Origin of the sequence: Aestuariibius sp. HNIBRBA575 (assembly GCF_040932005.1) — a bacterium.
Taxonomy (GTDB): Bacteria; Pseudomonadota; Alphaproteobacteria; order Rhodobacterales; family Rhodobacteraceae; genus CANLNM01.
Map to the genome: position 1 here is coordinate 1,209,623 of NZ_CP162414.1, position 18,071 is coordinate 1,227,693.

General features: G+C 54.6%; 20 protein-coding genes. 6 read left to right on the plus strand and 14 right to left on the minus strand.

Annotation, left to right across the window (positions count from 1 at the left end; genetic code table 11):
- The first annotated feature begins 1 nt into the window (after position 1).
- Positions 2–973, plus strand: a complete 972-nt coding sequence (locus tag AB1F12_RS06145; protein ID WP_368187351.1) for a LysR family transcriptional regulator — start codon at positions 2–4, stop codon at positions 971–973.
- On the opposite strand, the gene AB1F12_RS06150 is transcribed toward AB1F12_RS06145, so the two are convergent.
- On the minus strand, positions 970–2,154 hold the full coding sequence (locus AB1F12_RS06150) for a DegT/DnrJ/EryC1/StrS family aminotransferase (protein ID WP_368187353.1): 1,185 nt from the start codon (positions 2,152–2,154) through the stop codon (positions 970–972). The two genes, AB1F12_RS06145 and AB1F12_RS06150, sit on opposite strands and share 4 nt — an antisense overlap.
- Positions 2,155–2,281: 127 nt before the next feature.
- On the opposite strand from AB1F12_RS06150, the gene AB1F12_RS06155 reads away from it, so the two are divergent.
- On the plus strand, positions 2,282–2,998 hold the full coding sequence (locus AB1F12_RS06155) for an SOS response-associated peptidase (RefSeq protein ID WP_368187355.1): 717 nt from the start codon (positions 2,282–2,284) through the stop codon (positions 2,996–2,998).
- Between the two features lie 65 nt (positions 2,999–3,063).
- On the opposite strand, the gene AB1F12_RS06160 is transcribed toward AB1F12_RS06155, so the two are convergent.
- From AB1F12_RS06160 to AB1F12_RS06195, 8 genes are all read right to left on the minus strand, one after another.
- The gene (locus AB1F12_RS06160; RefSeq protein ID WP_368187357.1) at positions 3,064–3,747 is read right to left on the minus strand and encodes a type 1 glutamine amidotransferase; all 684 of its coding nucleotides are present in this window, start codon (positions 3,745–3,747) and stop codon (positions 3,064–3,066) included.
- Positions 3,748–3,808: 61 nt separating this feature from the next.
- Positions 3,809–4,615: an ABC transporter permease gene (locus tag AB1F12_RS06165; RefSeq protein ID WP_368187359.1), complete on the minus strand. Its 807-nt coding sequence runs from the start codon at positions 4,613–4,615 to the stop codon at positions 3,809–3,811.
- The gene (locus AB1F12_RS06170) at positions 4,612–5,496 is read right to left on the minus strand and encodes an ABC transporter permease (protein ID WP_368187360.1); all 885 of its coding nucleotides are present in this window, start codon (positions 5,494–5,496) and stop codon (positions 4,612–4,614) included. Before AB1F12_RS06170 ends, AB1F12_RS06165 begins: the two co-directional genes overlap by 4 nt.
- Positions 5,497–5,550: 54 nt before the next feature.
- Positions 5,551–6,282, minus strand: a complete 732-nt coding sequence (locus tag AB1F12_RS06175; RefSeq protein WP_368187362.1) for a transporter substrate-binding domain-containing protein — start codon at positions 6,280–6,282, stop codon at positions 5,551–5,553.
- A gap of 18 nt (positions 6,283–6,300) precedes the next feature.
- Positions 6,301–7,068: an ABC transporter ATP-binding protein gene (locus tag AB1F12_RS06180; RefSeq protein WP_368187363.1), complete on the minus strand. Its 768-nt coding sequence runs from the start codon at positions 7,066–7,068 to the stop codon at positions 6,301–6,303.
- A gap of 107 nt (positions 7,069–7,175) precedes the next feature.
- Entirely contained in the window at positions 7,176–7,931 is a 756-nt protein-coding gene (locus tag AB1F12_RS06185; RefSeq protein ID WP_368187364.1) for a phosphate/phosphite/phosphonate ABC transporter substrate-binding protein, read from the minus strand.
- On the minus strand, positions 7,928–8,371 hold the full coding sequence (locus tag AB1F12_RS06190) for a TerB family tellurite resistance protein (protein ID WP_368187365.1): 444 nt from the start codon (positions 8,369–8,371) through the stop codon (positions 7,928–7,930). Before AB1F12_RS06190 ends, AB1F12_RS06185 begins: the two co-directional genes overlap by 4 nt.
- Positions 8,372–8,419: 48 nt before the next feature.
- The gene (locus AB1F12_RS06195; protein ID WP_368187367.1) at positions 8,420–8,857 is read right to left on the minus strand and encodes a TerB family tellurite resistance protein; all 438 of its coding nucleotides are present in this window, start codon (positions 8,855–8,857) and stop codon (positions 8,420–8,422) included.
- 179 nt (positions 8,858–9,036) lie between these two features.
- Here AB1F12_RS06195 and AB1F12_RS06200 point away from each other — a divergent pair, with 179 nt between their 5' ends.
- On the plus strand, positions 9,037–9,492 hold the full coding sequence (locus tag AB1F12_RS06200; protein WP_368187369.1) for a hypothetical protein: 456 nt from the start codon (positions 9,037–9,039) through the stop codon (positions 9,490–9,492).
- A 66-nt stretch (positions 9,493–9,558) separates the two neighbouring features.
- On the opposite strand, the gene AB1F12_RS06205 is transcribed toward AB1F12_RS06200, so the two are convergent.
- The 3 genes from AB1F12_RS06205 to AB1F12_RS06215 form a co-directional block, all read right to left on the minus strand.
- On the minus strand, positions 9,559–11,202 hold the full coding sequence (locus AB1F12_RS06205; protein WP_368187371.1) for a CTP synthase: 1,644 nt from the start codon (positions 11,200–11,202) through the stop codon (positions 9,559–9,561).
- A gap of 170 nt (positions 11,203–11,372) precedes the next feature.
- Complete coding sequence (gene secG, locus AB1F12_RS06210) at positions 11,373–11,738, minus strand: preprotein translocase subunit SecG (RefSeq protein WP_368187372.1); 366 nt, start codon at positions 11,736–11,738, stop codon at positions 11,373–11,375.
- A gap of 92 nt (positions 11,739–11,830) precedes the next feature.
- Entirely contained in the window at positions 11,831–12,226 is a 396-nt protein-coding gene (locus tag AB1F12_RS06215; protein ID WP_368187374.1) for a DUF6524 family protein, read from the minus strand.
- 150 nt (positions 12,227–12,376) lie between these two features.
- Here AB1F12_RS06215 and AB1F12_RS06220 point away from each other — a divergent pair, with 150 nt between their 5' ends.
- Together AB1F12_RS06220 and AB1F12_RS06225 are read left to right on the plus strand one after the other, a co-directional pair.
- Positions 12,377–13,672 carry an adenylosuccinate synthase gene (locus tag AB1F12_RS06220; protein ID WP_368187375.1) on the plus strand — a complete coding sequence of 432 codons (1,296 nt, stop codon included), beginning with the start codon at positions 12,377–12,379 and terminating at the stop codon, positions 13,670–13,672.
- Between the two features lie 4 nt (positions 13,673–13,676).
- Complete coding sequence (locus tag AB1F12_RS06225) at positions 13,677–13,901, plus strand: DUF2842 domain-containing protein (protein WP_368187376.1); 225 nt, start codon at positions 13,677–13,679, stop codon at positions 13,899–13,901.
- An 86-nt stretch (positions 13,902–13,987) separates the two neighbouring features.
- On the opposite strand, the gene AB1F12_RS06230 is transcribed toward AB1F12_RS06225, so the two are convergent.
- Positions 13,988–16,249, minus strand: coding sequence for a hypothetical protein (locus tag AB1F12_RS06230; protein ID WP_368187378.1), 2,262 nt, complete (start codon positions 16,247–16,249; stop codon positions 13,988–13,990).
- A gap of 224 nt (positions 16,250–16,473) precedes the next feature.
- Here AB1F12_RS06230 and AB1F12_RS06235 point away from each other — a divergent pair, with 224 nt between their 5' ends.
- Positions 16,474–17,166 carry a thiamine diphosphokinase gene (locus AB1F12_RS06235; protein WP_368187379.1) on the plus strand — a complete coding sequence of 231 codons (693 nt, stop codon included), beginning with the start codon at positions 16,474–16,476 and terminating at the stop codon, positions 17,164–17,166.
- Here AB1F12_RS06235 and AB1F12_RS06240 read toward each other — a convergent pair.
- Positions 17,111–17,995 carry a DMT family transporter gene (locus AB1F12_RS06240; RefSeq protein WP_368187381.1) on the minus strand — a complete coding sequence of 295 codons (885 nt, stop codon included), beginning with the start codon at positions 17,993–17,995 and terminating at the stop codon, positions 17,111–17,113. The genes AB1F12_RS06235 and AB1F12_RS06240 overlap by 56 nt on opposite strands.
- Between the last annotated feature and the right edge of the window lie 76 nt (positions 17,996–18,071).

Below are 18,071 nucleotides of genomic sequence, written 5' to 3' on the forward strand. Positions count from 1 at the left end.
CATGTCAGTTGGCGGCGGCAAGGTGACGCTGTGGGGGATCGAAGTTTTTGTTGCCACCGCAGAAGAGACGTCGATTTCTGCTGCGGCGCGGCGATTAAACACCTCTCCGGCGACCGTATCCCAACAGCTTAGCAATCTAGAGGGCGCGATCGGGACCCAATTGTTAAACCGATCTGAACGCCCTGTTAGTATGACACCCGCGGGCGAAATGTTTTTGCGGCGGGCAAATACCATTCTAAACGAAGCCGATCAGGCCCGGGCAGAATTGGCGCAAGCGGATCTAAGTCGGTTGACGCGATTTCGGTTGGGAATGGTTGAGGATTTTGACGCAGACGTAACCCCCCGCATTCTGTCATTGATGGCCGAAGAAATGAAAAGCGCGCAGTTTCTGTTGGAAACAGGGGCGTCGCATTGGTTGTCAGATTTGTTGGACACACGGGCATTGGATGTGATCGTTGCCGCGGATATGGGGGTTGCCACCGATGGCATGGAAATCCATCCCCTGATGGTCGAACCCTTTGTTGCAGCCGTCCCCAAAGGGGTGATCAAAGGTGATAAAGTCTTGAAACAACTCAGACAAATGCCGCTGATCCAATATACAAACCGCCACTATATGGGACGGTTGATCACCGCCCATTTGGCGCGCCAAAACATTCGATTGACCAGCCGGTTTGAGCTGGACAGCTATCACGCGATTTTGGCGATGGTTGCCGAAGGGGCAGGGTGGGCGATCATGACCCCGCTTGGATGGCAACGGGCGCATCGGTTTCGCGACGCCATCGACATCATTGAACTGCCCGGTGATCCGTTGACGCGGACGATTTCACTGACCACCCGCGCAGATGTGATGGGAACTATGCCGGCACTGATGGCCGCCCATTTACGGCCTATGTTGCAGGAATTGATCGTAACCCCCACTTGCGCACGATTGCCGTGGTTGGGGGATACGATGCGGGTTTTTGACGCCCATTAGGCCGCGATGGCATTGCCCATAACTTGGGCCACGGATTCAACCAGCAATTTGGCAACCGCATCACAATCCGCAAGGCTCAGACGTGCAGGCAGCCGCACATCGCAGGCTTTGTTCAGCATTGCGCGTGTTTGAGGCAGATCAGGCGTGTCGCCCAAAAACTGCCAATTCCAAAACGCACGTGCATTATCGCTGCTCAGGCCAAAGACTTGAACTTTCACGCCTTTTTCAGCTGAAATACGGGCAAATTCACGTGTCTGCACCTCATTCAAGCCGTCCAGATTAAACTGAATACTGTCTGGTGCGCGCAGCTCTGGGGCCAGTTTTTCGGGAACGTTAAACCATGGGGAAGCGTTCAATTGCGTGGCAACGTGATCATGATTGCGACGCCCATCGGTCACGCGGCGGGCCAGTTCGCCCAGTTGAGGCCGCACAATCGCCGCCGAAAGGTTGGACAGACGCAAATTATAAAGCGGCAATTGGTTTTGCCATTTGGCGAATGCATCCTGCAGCACAGGGTGTTTTTGCCAATTATGTTCATAGGCCCCGGACATGATGATCGCACGCGCCACAAGATCGGCATCATCGGTGACCAGAATGCCACCTTCGCCTGCATTGATCAGTTTGTAGGACTGAAAGCTAAAGCACCCGATTTTACCAAGTGTTCCGATGTTACGGCCGTGCCAAGTGGTGCCCAATGAATGGGCCGCGTCTTCGATGACGGGGATATTGGCCGCGTCACATAGCGTCATGATCGCATCCATATCAGACGTGTGGCCCCGCATATGGCTGATGATGACCGCATCGACATTTGGCAATTTGACCGCGAAATCATCCATGTCGATACGGTAATTGTCCTGACATTCACAAAGCACCGGAATGCAATCGGCATGAACAACCGAAGACGGCACCGCGGCAAATGTGAAGGCAGGGATCAACACTTTGGCGTCGCGGGGCAGATCCAATGCCTTGAGCGACAGGAAAAGCGCCGCCGAACAAGACGACACGGCCAGTGCATATTTACTGCCCAAAAGCGCAGCATATTCCTGTTCTAACAACGCAACCGGTGAATCCTCGGCTGCGGTATAGCGGAACAGATCACCGGTGCTTAAAAGGCGCTGGACCTCTTGCATGGCGGAATCTGGGATCGGTTCAGCGGCATAGACATTCGGAATCGCGGTCATCTTTTCAGGTTTCCTAAAAACTAAATTTGGATAATCCTAACATTTGAGGTGTGAAATATCTATGACAAACGGGCAGGGCTGATTAGGGTGGCCCTGAATTGAGTGCCATTTGCGGCAAGGAGGCCACATGTGCGGGCGATTGATCGCAGGAGAAGAAAGCTGGAGTGAGCATTTTGACCGGCATCGGGCCTTTTTGGATGAAATGAACATCACAGAAATGGACCCTGACGCCCCTGCGGCTGCGCTTGGATTTAATGTAAAGCCGACGCAATCGGTCAACATCGCCATCAATGGAAAAACGGGATTGCGGGCAACCACGGCCCGGTGGTGGTTTGTGCCGCACTATTTTAACGGCACACCCAAGGATTGGTCATACACCACGTTCAATGCGCGTATCGAAAAGGCAAATGACACCCGCACGTTTAAGCAGGCCTGGCAAACAGGGCGGTGCGTTTTGCCGGTGCGGGGATATTATGAATGGCAAAAGCTGGGCAAGGAAAAGCAACCTTGGGTGATTGCGCCGCAGGGGAATGCTCCGATGTTTTTCTTGGCCGGGTTGTGGGAAAAAATGCAAGATGGAACAGCGACTTGTGCGATTTTGACACGTGCGCCAGACCCCGCATTGGCATCGATCCACAACCGGATGCCGGTCATGTTGCGCGAAAGCGAAATCACGCCTTGGATGGCCAATGCATCGTCCGATGACGTGGTGAAATCCACATTAGGGGACGGCTGGGCAGGGCGGTTTGACGCCCACAAAGTCAGGCGTTTTGGCATGAAGGATGACGGAGACTCCCTGATTGAGCCATTTGACCCAGATTTAGAAGCGCCGCGGCTGATCTGAGGATTGGCCAAAAGGTCTGCCAAAGGCAGGCTGGATGAGCGACGCCCAAGGGCGTCACAGTGGCGCTATTTGACCTGTCGTGTTTTGAAAAAACGCGTGATGGATTGGGCAACCGCATTGTCATCGATTGGATCATCCAGATGGTCCTGAGCGGTTTTTATCAAGTCAGGCGGAACAATGCCATTTGCACGATGGGTCAGCAACCCGTTCACAAATGTGCCCTTAAATTCAGGGTGGGGCTGAATGGTAAACGCCTTTTCTCCGTAAAGGAGGACAGCGTTTTCACAAAAGTCATTCCCAGCAAGCACAGTCGCATCGTCAGGGCGGGTCACTACTTGGTCCTGATGCCATGCATTCAAATAGACTTTTTTGCCGTCATATTCATATTCTTGGCGTCCAACAGCCCAGCCTTCGGGATATTTGATCACTTTTCCACCGAGGGCCTGCGCGATGATTTGATGCCCGAAACAGACACCGACCATTGGCACATCCGCGGCATAAGCTGCGCGAATGAACTCTTCTAGTGGGGGGATGAAAGCGTGTTCTTCGTAGGCGCCATGTCGTGATCCGGTGATCAGCCAACCATCCGCTTGGTCAACATCGGTAGGGAATTGCATGTCCACGACGCTCCAACTTTGGAACGTGAATCCCTGCCCATCAAGCAGGGTTTCAAACATCGGGGCATAGGTCCCATAATCAGGTTTCATTTCATCAGGCAAATGCCCGGTGATTAGGATGCCGATTTTCATGTTATCGCCTATTTGATCAAATTTCAGCGCAGGCTAAAACCAGAACGTTTATGATGCAAGCCTAGCGGATCAAATTGGGTCGGATGCGCATCTTGGTACGTTGATTGCCGGGCAGATGCCTGTTCAGACGCCGGTTGATCACCCCAAAAATCCCGATCACGACAAGCGTCAACAAGATGAAATAACCGGCCAAAATCGGGTAGGGTATGAACGGGTTAAACGTTTTATCCGCAAAATACCGCGCGTAATACAGCGCATCCCCCTGTTGGCCACGTGCAGGAAACCCTGAGAAAAACACCAAAGTTGTGGCGTGGAACAAGAAGATAGCTTCGTTGGTGTAGCTTGGCCATGCAAGGCGCAGCATTGTGGGCCAAACGATCCGGCGAAACCGTGGCATGCCGGTAATTCCATAGGCGTCGGCAGCTTCGGTGTCGCCTTTGGGGATGGATTGCAGCGCCCCATAAAAGATTTCACCGGAATAGGCGGCCGTGTTCAGGAACAAAACGATCAGCGCCCCCAACCAAGCCGAGGTGAATGGATCAAAGAAATCATATTGGCCTTTGAGGGATAGAAACACAAAATAGGCAAAGAAAAACTGAATGAACAAAGGCGAGCCGCGGAACAAAAAGATGAACCATTCCGCAGGTTTACGCAGCCACCAATTGGTCGATGCCTTGCCAAGCGCCACAGCCGTCGCCAGGGCAAACCCCGTGACCAATGCCAGCACGCCGAAATAAATGTTCCACAACAGACCAGAACCGATCAGCGTGAATTGCTGACACAATGTAAAGTCGGAACGCGGCAAAAGCCTTTCGCCATGACCCAATGAACGTAGGCCATAATCCGCGATTGTTTCCCAACAACTCATGCTGCGGCCTTTCGCTGAGCTTCGCCACCGGCGGTGGCTTGGCCACGTGTTAAACGTTGCATAATGCGGTCCAAAACGATTTCCGAAACACGGGTAAAGGCGAGGTAAAACACCAGCAAAGCGAGGAAATACCACATGCGCCAATCGCCATGCGGATAGTCGGTAAATTGCGGCGTTTTGGTGCCACCCAATTCACGCGCCCAATACACGATATCTTCGACGCCCAAGAGGAACAGCAGGGGGGTGGCCTTGATCAAAACCATCCACAAATTGCTGAGGCCGGGCAGGGCATAAACCCACATTTGCGGCACAATGATCCGCCAAAAAGATTGACGATGCGACATGCCATAGGCTTCGGCGGTTTCGACCTGAGCGCGAGGCACGGCCCGCATGGCACCAAACAGAACATTGGCGACGAAAGCCCCGAAAACAATGGCAAATGTCAAAACAGCAAGGCTGAAGCCATAGGTTTCATGCACCCATTGTGGCGAGGTTGAGAGGGGCAGTTTTGCCTCGGCGCAGACCAAAAAGTCGCTGCCTTGGCGGATCGGATCGGTCCAGTCGGGGCACTTCACCTGATGGCGCAGCCACTCAAACCCTTGGTCCAATGCGATCACAAAAAACAGAAAAAATGCGATGTCAGGCACGCCCCGAACAACCGCGATATAGGCCTTGCCGATCCAAGAGAGTGGCGCGAATTGCGACCGGGCAGATGTTGCACCAACAAAGCCAAAGGCCATCGACAAAGGCGCAGTGATGGCCAGCAACAGCAACACGGTGCCAAAGGCCGAATAGAAGGCAAGGTGCTTGCCTGTGGTCAGGTAGCACGACAGCCAAGTCAGGCCCGTGAGCGTTTCAGGATCGGTGCAATATGAATACATGGCCGCGCTATTTTTAAGGCGCGGCAGGGGGATCCCGCCGCGCCGATTTCTAACTTAGTAAGTTGCGGCGTCTTCGCCGAACCACTTGATGATCATGGCGTTCAATGTTCCGTCTTCTTTCATCGAAGTGATCGCAGCGTCGAACTTTTCTTTCAGCTCAGCGTCGGATTCACGCAGGCCCATGCCAACGCCGCCGCCCAACTGAACGTCAGCGGCTGCAAATGTCAGCTCACCGCCAGAGGCTTCGACCAGTGGAACCAGATAATCTTTGTCCGCAAAAACTGCGTCTGCTTCGCCGTTACGAACGGCTGCGACGGTTTCTTCTGGGGTGGCGAATTCGATCAATGCAGCACCAGATTCAGCAACATGTGCGGCCTGAATGGTTGCGGCCTGCGCGGCAACAACACCACCGGTAACATCAACATCCGCAGACAATGCCACATATGCTGAGGATGCTGGCGGGATGTAGTTTTGAGTGAAATCAATGACTTCGTCGCGTTCGTCGGTGATAGACATGCCCGCGATGATGGTGTCATAGTTTGACGATACAAGGTTCGGGATGATGCTGTCCCATTCGTTTGTCACCCACTCACAGGTCAGTTCTGCGCGCGCGCACAGCTCGTCACCGAGTTCGCGCTCAAAGCCGTCCACTTCGCCGTTATCATTCAAAAAGTTATACGGAGGGTAGGCGCCCTCGGTGCCCATGCGTACGACGGAATGTCCGTCAGCCAAGGCAAAACCAGCGGTGATCGCAAGCGCAGCAGTCGTCAGTAAAAGTTTCATCATGTGTCTCCCGTTGATGAATTAGTGGGCCGTGTGGGACAGAAATCCCCGCAGCCTCTCGGTTTTTGGATTGCCAAATAGGTCCTTTGGCGCGCCTTCTTCTTCGATTTTTCCTTGGTGCAGGAACACGACATGATCTGACACATCCGCGGCCAGCTTCATATCATGGGTGACGATCACCATCGTACGCCCTTCGGTTGCCAAGTCTTTGATAACTTTGACAACCTCTTGTTCCAGCTCGGGGTCAAGCGCAGAGGTCGGTTCGTCAAACAACAGCGCCTGCGGTTCCATACATAACGCGCGCGCAATGGCGGCACGTTGTTGCTGGCCGCCGGACAATTGTGCGGGGTAAACGTCGCATTTATCGCCGATGCCCACCTTATCCAGATATTTACGCGCCGATGCTTCGACTTCGTTTGGGTCCCGTTTCAGGACCGTGACCGGCGCTTCCATCACGTTTTGCAGGATGGTCATGTGTGCCCACAGGTTAAACTGTTGAAACACCATCGATAGATTGGTTCGGATGCGGATCATCTGGGCTTTGTCCGCGGGGCGGCGGGCCAGGCCTTCGCCTTTCCAGGTGACAGGTTCGTCATTGAACATCACATCGCCCATTTGACTGTCTTCCAGCAAATTTGCGCAGCGCAGCAATGTGGATTTTCCAGATCCAGAGGATCCGATCAACGACACCACATGTCCGGCAGGCGCGACAATATCGACGCCTTTCAGCACTTCTAGTGAGCCATAGCTTTTGTGAAGATTTCGAATCTCGATAACGTTTTTAGTCACGTTTGGCAGCCATCCTTGTTTGGCATGAAGTAAGACTTGTTTTACCGGCAAATGCAACGTCACCCTGTTCATTAACCTAGGGTAAATTCGGGCAAAACGACCTAATTTCAGTCGGTTTGTAGCATTGCAGGGGTTGGAACGTCTAAAAACTGATCCATTGAGATATCAGCGATTCCCCACAGGTTCAGGATTTTTTGATCCTCAACAGCAAGCTGATCAAGGGCCGCGCCCACGGCCTGACGGATGCGGGCGGCATCATTTGATTTGGCGGTGATGTAGGGCATGGCGGGGGTCGCGGCCGTGCGTCCAACCGTGGTGAGTTGCGTGGCGATCCCGTTCTCAGCTTGGATCATGTTCCACGTCACCGCGTCCAAACTGGCAATATCTGCCTTGCCAAAGGCAACGTCAGCAGCTGAATTGCGGTGACCGCCGGAAAAATAAGTGTTGGTCAGTGTCACGTTCTGATCGGCCAGATGGGTGATCGGGGCGGCCCAGCCAGATTGCGAATGATCCTGATTAAAGGCAAATTTCAGATCGGCCCAATCTTCGGGCAGGTCTGTTTCACTGCCGCGGCGCATGACAAAAACGCTATAATAATACCCGGGTTCTGCATGTGGCAGCCCATAATCAGGGGCGCCAACCAATGCGACCTGATCATGCAGTTTGCTGCGATAGGGCAGGCCGCAAGTCTGGGAAAACACCAATTCAGGATTGATCCAATGGTCCCAAATATCCCCTGACCGGGTCAGGGCAGACGGCGCGGCGATCCCTGTCGCCTGCAGCGCATCCCGTATCAACCCCCAAAGCCGATCATTCGCGCCAATGGTGGCAGGCGCATCATACATGGGCAGGCTGGCGATCAAGCGCTGCGGGCCTCGACCCGGCGGCGGGCATGGGCGCTGTCTTGGTCTTTGACGCCCAACATCGGTGCCACCATGCGAATCAACGCGTCTTCGTCGTGATCACGCACACCATCGGCCAGCACCACTTCCCAAAGGGCTTCGATCACCGCTTCGCGATCCTCGTAGGCCACGGCGTCTTTGATCGCGCGGGTGAACCGCACGGTGTCTGGCGCTTCGTGTTCGATCGCTTCGCATTGGGCGCGCAATTGCGCGGCTTCAACTTGGTTCAAGTCATAGCGCGCTGACAGGATTCGGTCGATCCGGGCGATTTCTGCGACGGCATATTCGCCGTCCGATTTGGCCAAACGGACCAACAATGCCCCAAGAGCAAGACGTGCATCGACGTCTTGAAACGGTTCCGGGGCCTGCCCGGTTAAACGGCGGAAAAATTCTGATATCATAGGTCTGATATAGGCATCCCAGCGGGGCGCGCCAATATGTTAATTCAGCTAGCCAGTCACATCTGCCAACAAAGCTGCGACCCGTTCTGGTGCCACACCAAAGGCTTCGCTGGCCATCGCAACCACATCCTCTTCGCTGCTGTGTTTTTGCCCATCCGCAACAGAAATGACCCACATCGCGCGCACCATGGCTTCACGGTCTTCTTCTGATACGTCGCGGGTTATGATCGCGGCCATGTCTTTGGTAGAGGGCAGGGCGGTTTCTAGTTTTTCACAAGATGCCCGCATCCGCGCGGCCTCTAACGGGTTTAAATCGAACCGATCCATCAGAATTTTGTCAATCTGTTCAATCTCTTGAAATAAATAGGCTTTGTCGGCTTTTGCGATCCTGACCAACAAGGCCCCCAATGCATGTTGTGCATCCTCGGGTGCCATCGGGGTCACCAAGGGGTCGGATTTGAAATGGGACAGCAGGCGTTCAAACATGGCAAAGCTCCTTGGAATTGAAGTCATGCTGGTACAAGCCGCACAGGGTTTCAACGGGGAAAAATATTTTTGCGGTGTCTTGTTGTGTGAAACAGGTTGCTGGGCTGCGGCTATCCCCTCATAGTTGATTTGGGTGATGTTTTTACCCGTTCAAATGTTTTTCTGTGAGGATGATGACTTTGCGTATTCTTAGCCGACCGCTCTCTTTGGCTTGTCTGATGGGGGCGATGATTGCGGGCCCTCATGCCGCTGCGGCGGACGATGTTGTAGCACAGGCCGACTGGCCGTATCTGGGGGTCAGCTGGAGCAGCGGATCAACTACCCATTACCGGTTTGACGTGTTTAACTCTGACGGGAAAGTAATGCTATGTGGTGCGATTGCGACGCGCGGACGGGGCACAGCAGCCCAGCAATTTACCCGGGCCCTAAAAAACGATCTGGTTTTGCGCATCAATGATGAACAGGTGGAACGCAACTTGAGTTTTTTCCGTACTGTTGGGTCACGCTATTTAGCAGATCAATTGATTGGCGCAGCAGCCAATTGCGAAGTTCTGGATGTGGATTTCCCGTCGGGGGAATTTAGCTATTGGGTTGGTCCGCCAAATTCCAGCGGCAGCTACCGCGTTGATCGCTAATAAAAAACCGGTGCAGATTATCTCTGCACCGGTTTTCGGTGAATGAAATCTGGCGAGACGAGCCTGTTAAACCAACCGGGAATTATCAACGGCGGCCCGCACGAAATCGGCGAACAAAGGATGCGGCAGGAACGGTTTAGATTTCAGCTCGGGGTGGAATTGAACGCCGATAAACCACGGGTGATCCTTCCATTCGACGATTTCTGGCAGCCGGCCATCCGGGGACATGCCAGAGAATTGCAAACCGCATTCTTCCAATTGTTTGCGATACTTGATGTCGACCTCATAGCGGTGACGATGGCGTTCTTCGATGGCTGTTCCGCCATAAATCTCGGCGACTTTGGACCCTTCGGTCAGGACCGCATCATAGGCGCCCAGACGCATAGTGCCGCCTTTGTCATCGTCGGTTTTGCGCTGTACCTTGGCGTTGCCCTGCACCCATTCCTTTAGGTGATATACCACAGGTTCGAACCGTTTTTTGCCTGCTTCGTGGTCAAACTCTTCGGACCCGGCTGCGGTCAGACCGGCCACGTTACGGGCCGCTTCGATAACGGCCATTTGCATGCCCAAACAAATACCCAAATAAGGCACTTTGCGTTCGCGGGCGAATTGCGCGGCTTTGATTTTGCCTTCTGTGCCGCGTTCGCCAAATCCGCCGGGCACCAGAATCGCATCATAGCCTTCTAGGTAGGGGGCGGCGTCTTCACTGTCGAATACTTCGGCATCGACCCATTCCACTTTGACGCGGACCCGGTTGGCCATGCCACCATGTGTCAGGGCCTCTTTGATGGATTTGTAGGCGTCTTCCAGTTGGATATATTTGCCGACAATCGCCACTTTGACTTCGCCGTCTGTGTTTAATGTGCGGTCCTGAACGTCGCGCCATTTGCCCATCGACGGTTGCGGGGCAGGGGAAATGCCAAAGGCATCCAAGACGGCCTGATCCAGACCTTGTTCGCGATAGGCCAGCGGGGCTTCGTAGATCGATTTCAGATCATACGCCGCGACAACCGCCTCTTTGCGCACGTTACAGAACAGCGCGATTTTTTCGCGCTCGCGATCTGGAATAGGGTGTTCGGACCGGCAAACCAACACATCAGGCGCGATCCCGATGCTTTGCAATTCTTTGACGGAATGCTGGGTTGGCTTGGTTTTCAATTCACCGGATGCGGCCAGATAAGGCAGCAATGTCAGGTGCATAAAGATACATTCGCCCCGCGGTCGCCCATGGGCAAACTGGCGGATGGCCTCAAAGAAGGGCAGACCTTCGATATCGCCAACCGTACCGCCAATTTCGCATAGCATGAAATCAACTTCGTCATCCCCAACAGCGAGGAAATCTTTGATTTCGTTGGTGACATGGGGCACCACCTGAATGGTTTTGCCCAGATAATCGCCGCGCCGTTCCTTTTCCAGCACACTGGAATAGACCCGCCCGGAGCTGACAGAATCAGTGTTGCGCGCCGCAACCCCGGTGAACCGTTCGTAATGACCCAGGTCCAGATCGGTTTCTGCCCCGTCATCGGTCACAAACACTTCGCCATGTTCAAACGGCGACATCGTGCCGGGATCGACGTTCAGATAGGGATCCAATTTCCGCAATCGAACAGAAAACCCGCGTGCCTGTAACAACGCGCCAAGCGCCGCAGACGCCAGGCCTTTGCCCAGCGAAGATACAACACCACCAGTAATGAAAACGTAACGCGCCATGTTCGGCTGTCCCCCGTGAATTCGTAGCTATGCGAAAACGGCCTTAGATAGGCCCTATCACGGGATTTAAGAATAACAGGATTCGCCCCGGCCCCGCAACCGAAACACGCAATATCATGTTGAACAAATAAAAAGACCCGCAATCTGTTGTAGATTAGGGGTCTTTTTTATCAATCAGCGGCTGGAACAACCGGTGTGTTGGCATCAACCGTCGGCGGCAACAAAGATGTGCCATCTTCGACGGGGGCGGTTTGTTCGACCCCTGCACCATCTGTCAGGCCATTCACAACGGATCCATCTGCTGAATTATTGGCCGCAATGATGGTCATCGCAACCGACGCCGCCATAAAGCCTGCGCCCAGAAACCATGTGACTTTGCCCAGAGCGGTCGCCGCGGACCGGCTGGACATCACGCCACCGCCGGCACCACCACCGCCGCCCATTCCAAGACCGCCCCCTTCTGACCGCTGCAACAGCACGACAGCAATCAACGCCAGAGCGAAGATCAACAGGATAACTAGAACGACGTTTTCCATTCAGGGGGCCTTTGTGGTCAGGTGGTGTTATAGAACGGTGTGTATCTAAAACCAGAAACCCGCCTTCGCAACCCTTAACGGGCCGATCTGGTTTATTCGTCCACATCATCGATGTCTGATTGACCTGATAAGGCGCGGCGCACGTGGCTCCAACTTAGGCCGATGCCCAACACAAAGGACAGGGCCACCAACCCAATCCACGTGTTCAGCGTCGGGTTTTGCAGATCAAGCCAGCCAAAATCATAGGCCACCCACAAAATCGCACCCACCAGCGCCAAAACCAGCCCCATGCCAAACAGCCCAATGGATCGCAGCGTCGCGCGTAGGTAGATAATGTAACCGATCAACAGCAATAATCCCGCCAAAGCCGCCACAGACATTTGGGTTTCCCAGTTTTGCGCAACCCATTGCACATAATTCCAACGGGTGGGGTTATAGGTCGCAGCCAATAACACAAACGCAAATAACCAACGCAAAACAAAGCTCATATTCCATCCTCTGGCAGCCACAGCGCCAAGATGCCTGCGCGGTTTCACCCTGTCCAGAACCCAGTTCATCCAATGTGCTGTGAATTTGCTGTTTCGTTAAACGTTTGGTTCGCCTATACGGGCGCGGGTTTATGCAAAAGGATCAGCAATATGGCCAACGTGGTTGTCGTGGGCGCCCAATGGGGTGACGAAGGCAAAGGCAAAATCGTCGACTGGCTCTCTGAGCGGGCAGATGTGATTGCACGTTTTCAAGGTGGGCATAATGCCGGGCACACGCTTGTCATTGATGGCGCGGTTTACAAATTGCACGCATTGCCATCGGGCGTTGTGCGGGGCGGTAAATTGTCGGTTATCGGCAATGGCGTCGTGCTGGATCCTTGGCACCTGTTGAAGGAAATCGAAACGCTGCGCGCGCAAGGCGTTGAAATCACGCCAGAAACGCTGATGGTTGCGGAAAATACGCCGCTGATCCTGCCGATCCACGGCGAATTGGACCGCGCCCGCGAAGAGGCTGCCAGCAAAGGCACCAAGATCGGCACAACCGGTCGCGGCATTGGCCCCGCATACGAAGACAAAGTGGGCCGCCGGTCGGTTCGTGTTGCCGATCTGGCCGATCCTGCAACGCTTGAGGCACGTGTTGATCGCGCATTGCAGCATCACGATCCGCTGCGCAAAGGTCTGGGCTTTGATCCGGTTGATCGCGACGCGCTGTTGGCACAACTTAATGAAGTTGCCGCACAGATTCTGCCTTATGCGGCCCCGGTTTGGAAAGTGCTGAACGAAAAACGCAAAGCCGGAAAACGTATCCTGTTTGAAGGGGCACAAGGCGCGCTGCTGGACATCGACTTTGGCACCTATCCCTTTGTGACATCATCCAATGTGATCGCAGGTCAGGCCGCCACAGGTGTTGGCATTGGCCCGGGATCCATCGATTACGTACTGGGCATCGTCAAAGCTTACACCACACGCGTCGGAGAAGGCCCGTTCCCAACAGAATTGGACGACGATGATGGGCAACGTCTGGGCGAACGCGGTCACGAATTCGGCACGACTACGGGCCGCAAACGCCGCTGTGGTTGGTTTGACGCTGCTTTGGTGCGCCAAACCTGCGCCACATCCGGCGTCACCGGGATTTCACTGACCAAATTGGACGTTTTGGACGGGTTTGAGACGCTGAAAATCTGTACCGGATACGAATTGGACGGCAAAACGCTGGATTATTTGCCCACAGCGGCGGATCAGCAGGCGCGGTGCAAACCGATCTACGAAGAAATGCCCGGCTGGTCCGAATCGACCGAAGGCGCGCGCAGCTGGAACGATTTGCCGGCCAATGCGATCAAATACGTTAAACGCGTCGAAGAACTGATCGATTGCCCGGTTGCGTTGCTGTCCACATCACCAGAGCGGGACGACACGATCCTGGTCACTGACCCGTTCGCGGATTGATCTGATGACCTATAAATCCCGCAAAAAGCTGGCTTTGTTTATCTTGCTGATTGGCATGCCAGCCTATGTGGTTTTTGCCGTAACGGTGATGAACCGGATCGGAAGCCTGCCCAATTGGGTCGAGTTTCCGATTTATGTCATGCTTGGGATTGGTTGGATTTTCCCGTTGAAAAAGGTGTTTATGGGGATCGGTCAGGCCGACCCGGATGCACCAAGGGACCAAGAGTAAAGTCCCCCAATTCGGTGACGCACAAAAAAGCGGGCAGAGAAATCTCTGCCCGCTTTTTTGTGTGTTTGGCGCGTGAAGCGAGGGGGTTAGCCCTGCGCGGCACGGGGTTCTTGACGAAACCGGATTTGGTCTGAAATCTGGAACCGACCATTGCGTACCTTTTCGATCCGACCCTGACGCAACAAGACGCCGAACGACCGCAATTCGTCTTCGCGGGAATGTTCTGCCTCCATGGCGTTGCGCACTTTGCGCAGCAATTGCGGACGCGAGAAGTTTTCAGCGCCTTCAACATCAGACAGATAGGCCGCCGCCGCTTCGAGCATATCCTGCAAAGAATGCGCGCCAACGCTGTTGGCAAATTCCGCAAACCCGTTGGATTCCTTGGACGATGTGTCCTGCTCCGTTGTCGATTGAACCCGACGCGGGCGGACTGGTTCAACCGGTTTTGACGGTGCTTCGGCGGGAACATCCACACGTTGCGACGCCACCAGTTTCAACGGAGCAGGGCGCGGACGTTCAGTCCGGGCTTGCAGACGACGGGCACGGCGAGGACGGACAACTTGGTCCAGATCGTCGCGAAATGCATTGGTCGCTTCACCGTTATCATCGGCTTTTTCACCCAATTGACGGGCCGCTTCTGTGGCAGCAACAGCCGCTTTCAGATGTGCGATGGCCTGACGACGGCGATTGCCTTCTGGCTCTTTCATCTGGGCGTCTGCTTCGGACAGGATCCGGGAAACGGATGCTTCGTCATTCAGCGGGCTGTCCGTCAGAATGTTGCGGCGCGGGCTTTCTTCTACAGCTTCGTCGTCAACAGCTTCGACTTCAGCGGCGTCATCTGCGGATTGATCCTCAGCCACGGCGCTTTGCTCTGGTGTTTCTTCTGTTTGTGCCACTTCGATCGCATCGCTTTGATCGCCCTCGGCAGAAACATCCTGCGCTACAACATTTGCAATGGCCGCTGAAACATCAGCAGATGCATCTTCTGCAGCGTCTTCGATGTCGGCGGCTTCAGAAACATCCTCAACCACGTCCTCAGCCACGTATTCAGCCACTTCGGGTGCCAATTCGCGTTCGACTTCGGCCAACTCTTCCATCAGGGCGGCTTCTTCTTCGGCGGACAGGCTTGCCTTGTCGTCTGATGCGATCAGGTCGTCGAATTCCTCAGCGCCATCAAGCGCTGCGAGGCCTTCAAATTCAGACATGTCATCTTCGGGTGCGTTGTCTTCTTCGGTCGCATCAACAGGTGTGAGCCCAGCCAATACAGACGCAATCGCAGCAGACGAATTGGGTTCCGCTGTGTCGTCCGTGTCAGACTTTTTCATGCGCACAACGCGCGCTTGAACCCGAGCAGAGGACGGTTCATCGCTGGCATCTTCTACTGGGGCGGTGTTTTCTGCGGCATCTTGGGCCAGAACATTTGCCAATACAGCATCTTGGTCTGACGTATCGTCCTGTGCTGCTTCTGGCGCGTCTTCAACCGCTTCGTCCACGGTGTCAGATGCGGCTTCTACGATCTCTTCTTCGATCGTATCGACGGTTTCTGGCGCGGTCTCATCCTCTGCGGAGGTGTCTTGTGCGACAGTTTCAGGTTCGGACAGATCTTCGGTGAAAATGTCACCTGTTTGTGCCTCGTTGCGGCCAACAACTGCGCGGATACGCTGAAGTTTGGCAGCCACGCTATCCGCATCTGTGTGTACAGGCGCAGCCGGAGCAGCCGCAGCTGGCTCTTGAATTTGCACCTCCGGATCAGACGCCGCGAGCAAAGCAGACGGAGTCACCTCCGCCTTTGCGTCCGATCCGGGGGCTGTGCCGACGTCAGAGTCCGTCATCTCTTGGCCGGTTTCAGTGTTCTGTGGAGTGCCGGAAACATCTTCGGCGAATTCATCCGCGGACCAATCGGGGGCCGAAATCACTGCGCTGACGGGCGCAATGGGGTCTGACCCATGGATTGGCGTGATATCTGCGGTTTCAACACCCTCTGGCGCAGTTTCGGAAACCTTGCCAGAAACCTTGCCAGAAACCTTGACGGAGGTTTCTTCTTGGTCTGCGCGGGTGATTGTCGGACCCGGTTTGGGCGCGGTTTCTGTCACGGTCTCTGCCGTTGAACCTGCGTCAGGGGTGGCTGCCTGTTCATTGCTCAGACGGGCCTGTTCCCCACGCATCACAGCATCCGCCGCAGCGGGGCGCAGCACAATGCCGCTTGCCTCGGTGCGTGCTTCGACGCGGCGCGTGATTTCACGTTCGGCGATCCGCGACAGCATTTCTGCGTCCGGTGTCGGTGGTTCAGCGCCGAAGTAACGGTCATCGGCTGCTAAATCGCGGAAATACTCCGCAATTGATTTCATTGTCCCAAAAGATTCATCGAATCCTTCGAGCGTGCACGAGAATGTGCCATATGAAACGGTGAGAATCTTATTTGATCCAACCATGTACTTGCTCGCTTTCTCTCATACCCAGCAACGTTCGGTTTACCATGGATTGGTTCCAAAACCGGAACAAGAACGGGTAAAAGGCGGTATTATTTCGTGTCAACTTTAAGGCATGTTTCCAAAACAGAGGGTAATCGCAGGTGAAGTCTATCATTGTCTCTTCCGAATCGCCGATCACACTTGTTGGTGGTGCGCGATTGAACCCGGATGATGTAAACGAGGTCTTAAGTCTTGCGCCTTTGTTGGTGGCCGCGGATGGGGGCGCGGCATCGGCGTTAACGCTTGGGCATTTGCCAGAGGCGGTGATTGGCGACATGGACAGCCTGCCAGATGACGCCGCACAGGCCCTATCGGGGCGCATTCACTGTATATCAGAGCAAGATAGCACAGATTTCGACAAAGCGCTGCGGTCGATCGATGCACCATTGGTGGTCGCGCTGGGATTCGCGGGCGGACGGTTTGATCATGAATTGGCGGTGATGAATACGTTGGTTCGTCGCGCGGATCGTGCCTGCATTGTTGTTGGCGCGGAAACATTGGTGTTTGTGGCTCCACCCAAATTGCGATTGGACCTTTCTGCTGGGTCGTTGGTGTCGTTGTTTCCAATGGCTGAGGTGCGTGCCAATGCGACCGGGTTACAATGGCCGGTTGAGGATTTGGATTTGGCCCCCGATGGACGTGTCGGCACATCCAATGCCGCCACGGGCCCTGTCGATCTGAGCGTCGATACCCCATCGCTCTTGGTGATCCTGCCCCGATCCGCGTTGCGGGTGGCGATTATGGGGCTGTTGGCACAGCGGGGCGGCGCGCAATGGCCCGTTCGCGCAGAATAATATAAATCCCGGCGCCAACTGTAATGACAATCCCCAACGCAGCCAGGCCATTGGGCAAATCTGAAAAGAACACCCAACCCACCAGCGCGCTGATCGGGATTTCCAGATATTGCATCGGCGCCAACGTAGAGGCCGGGGCATAACGCAGCGACCAGCTCATGGCCAAATGCCCCAACGTGCCCAGCAATCCCAATACCAACAAATGCCACATAAATGAGGTATCCGGTATTGCATCGGGGGTCATCCAAACCAGCGGGATCAAAATGGGCAGACCGTATAATCCGGTCAAAGCCTGCAATGCGATGGGATCAACCTCTTTGGCAATCTGGCGGGTGATCATCATGAACAAGGCAAAAATCACCGCCACGCAAAGGGGCAACAGCGCCGGCAGACCCACTTGAGCAAAGTTGGGCTGAATGACCAACAACGTTCCAATGAAACCAACCCCACAAGCCCCCAATCGCTGTGGGCCGATCTCTTCTCCTAAAACGTATTTCCCCAGCAACAACATCAGGAACGGCATAACAAAGGCGATGGCCACCGCATCGGCAATAGGCAAATAGCGCAGAGACAGAAACATCGCGCCAATGCCGCCAATTTGCAAAATGGACCGCGCAATGATCAGCCTGTTCAGCCGCCAATCCACGCGCAATTGCGACCACCGCATCGGGGTGAGGATTGCCGCCTGCACCGCAAACCGGGTGAGGATTAACGTGCTCAGGGCAACATACGGCCCAAGATATTTGGCCATCCCGTCGCCCATTGGGGCAAACAGGCAAAACAGCAGCATCAAACCAATGCCAAGAAGGGGGCGATCATTGTGTGTCATCGCGCAACCCTACTGGCCAATACCGCCGACACAAGCCCAGATCGCCGTTATGTTTTTGTGGGCTGAAAACCGCAGA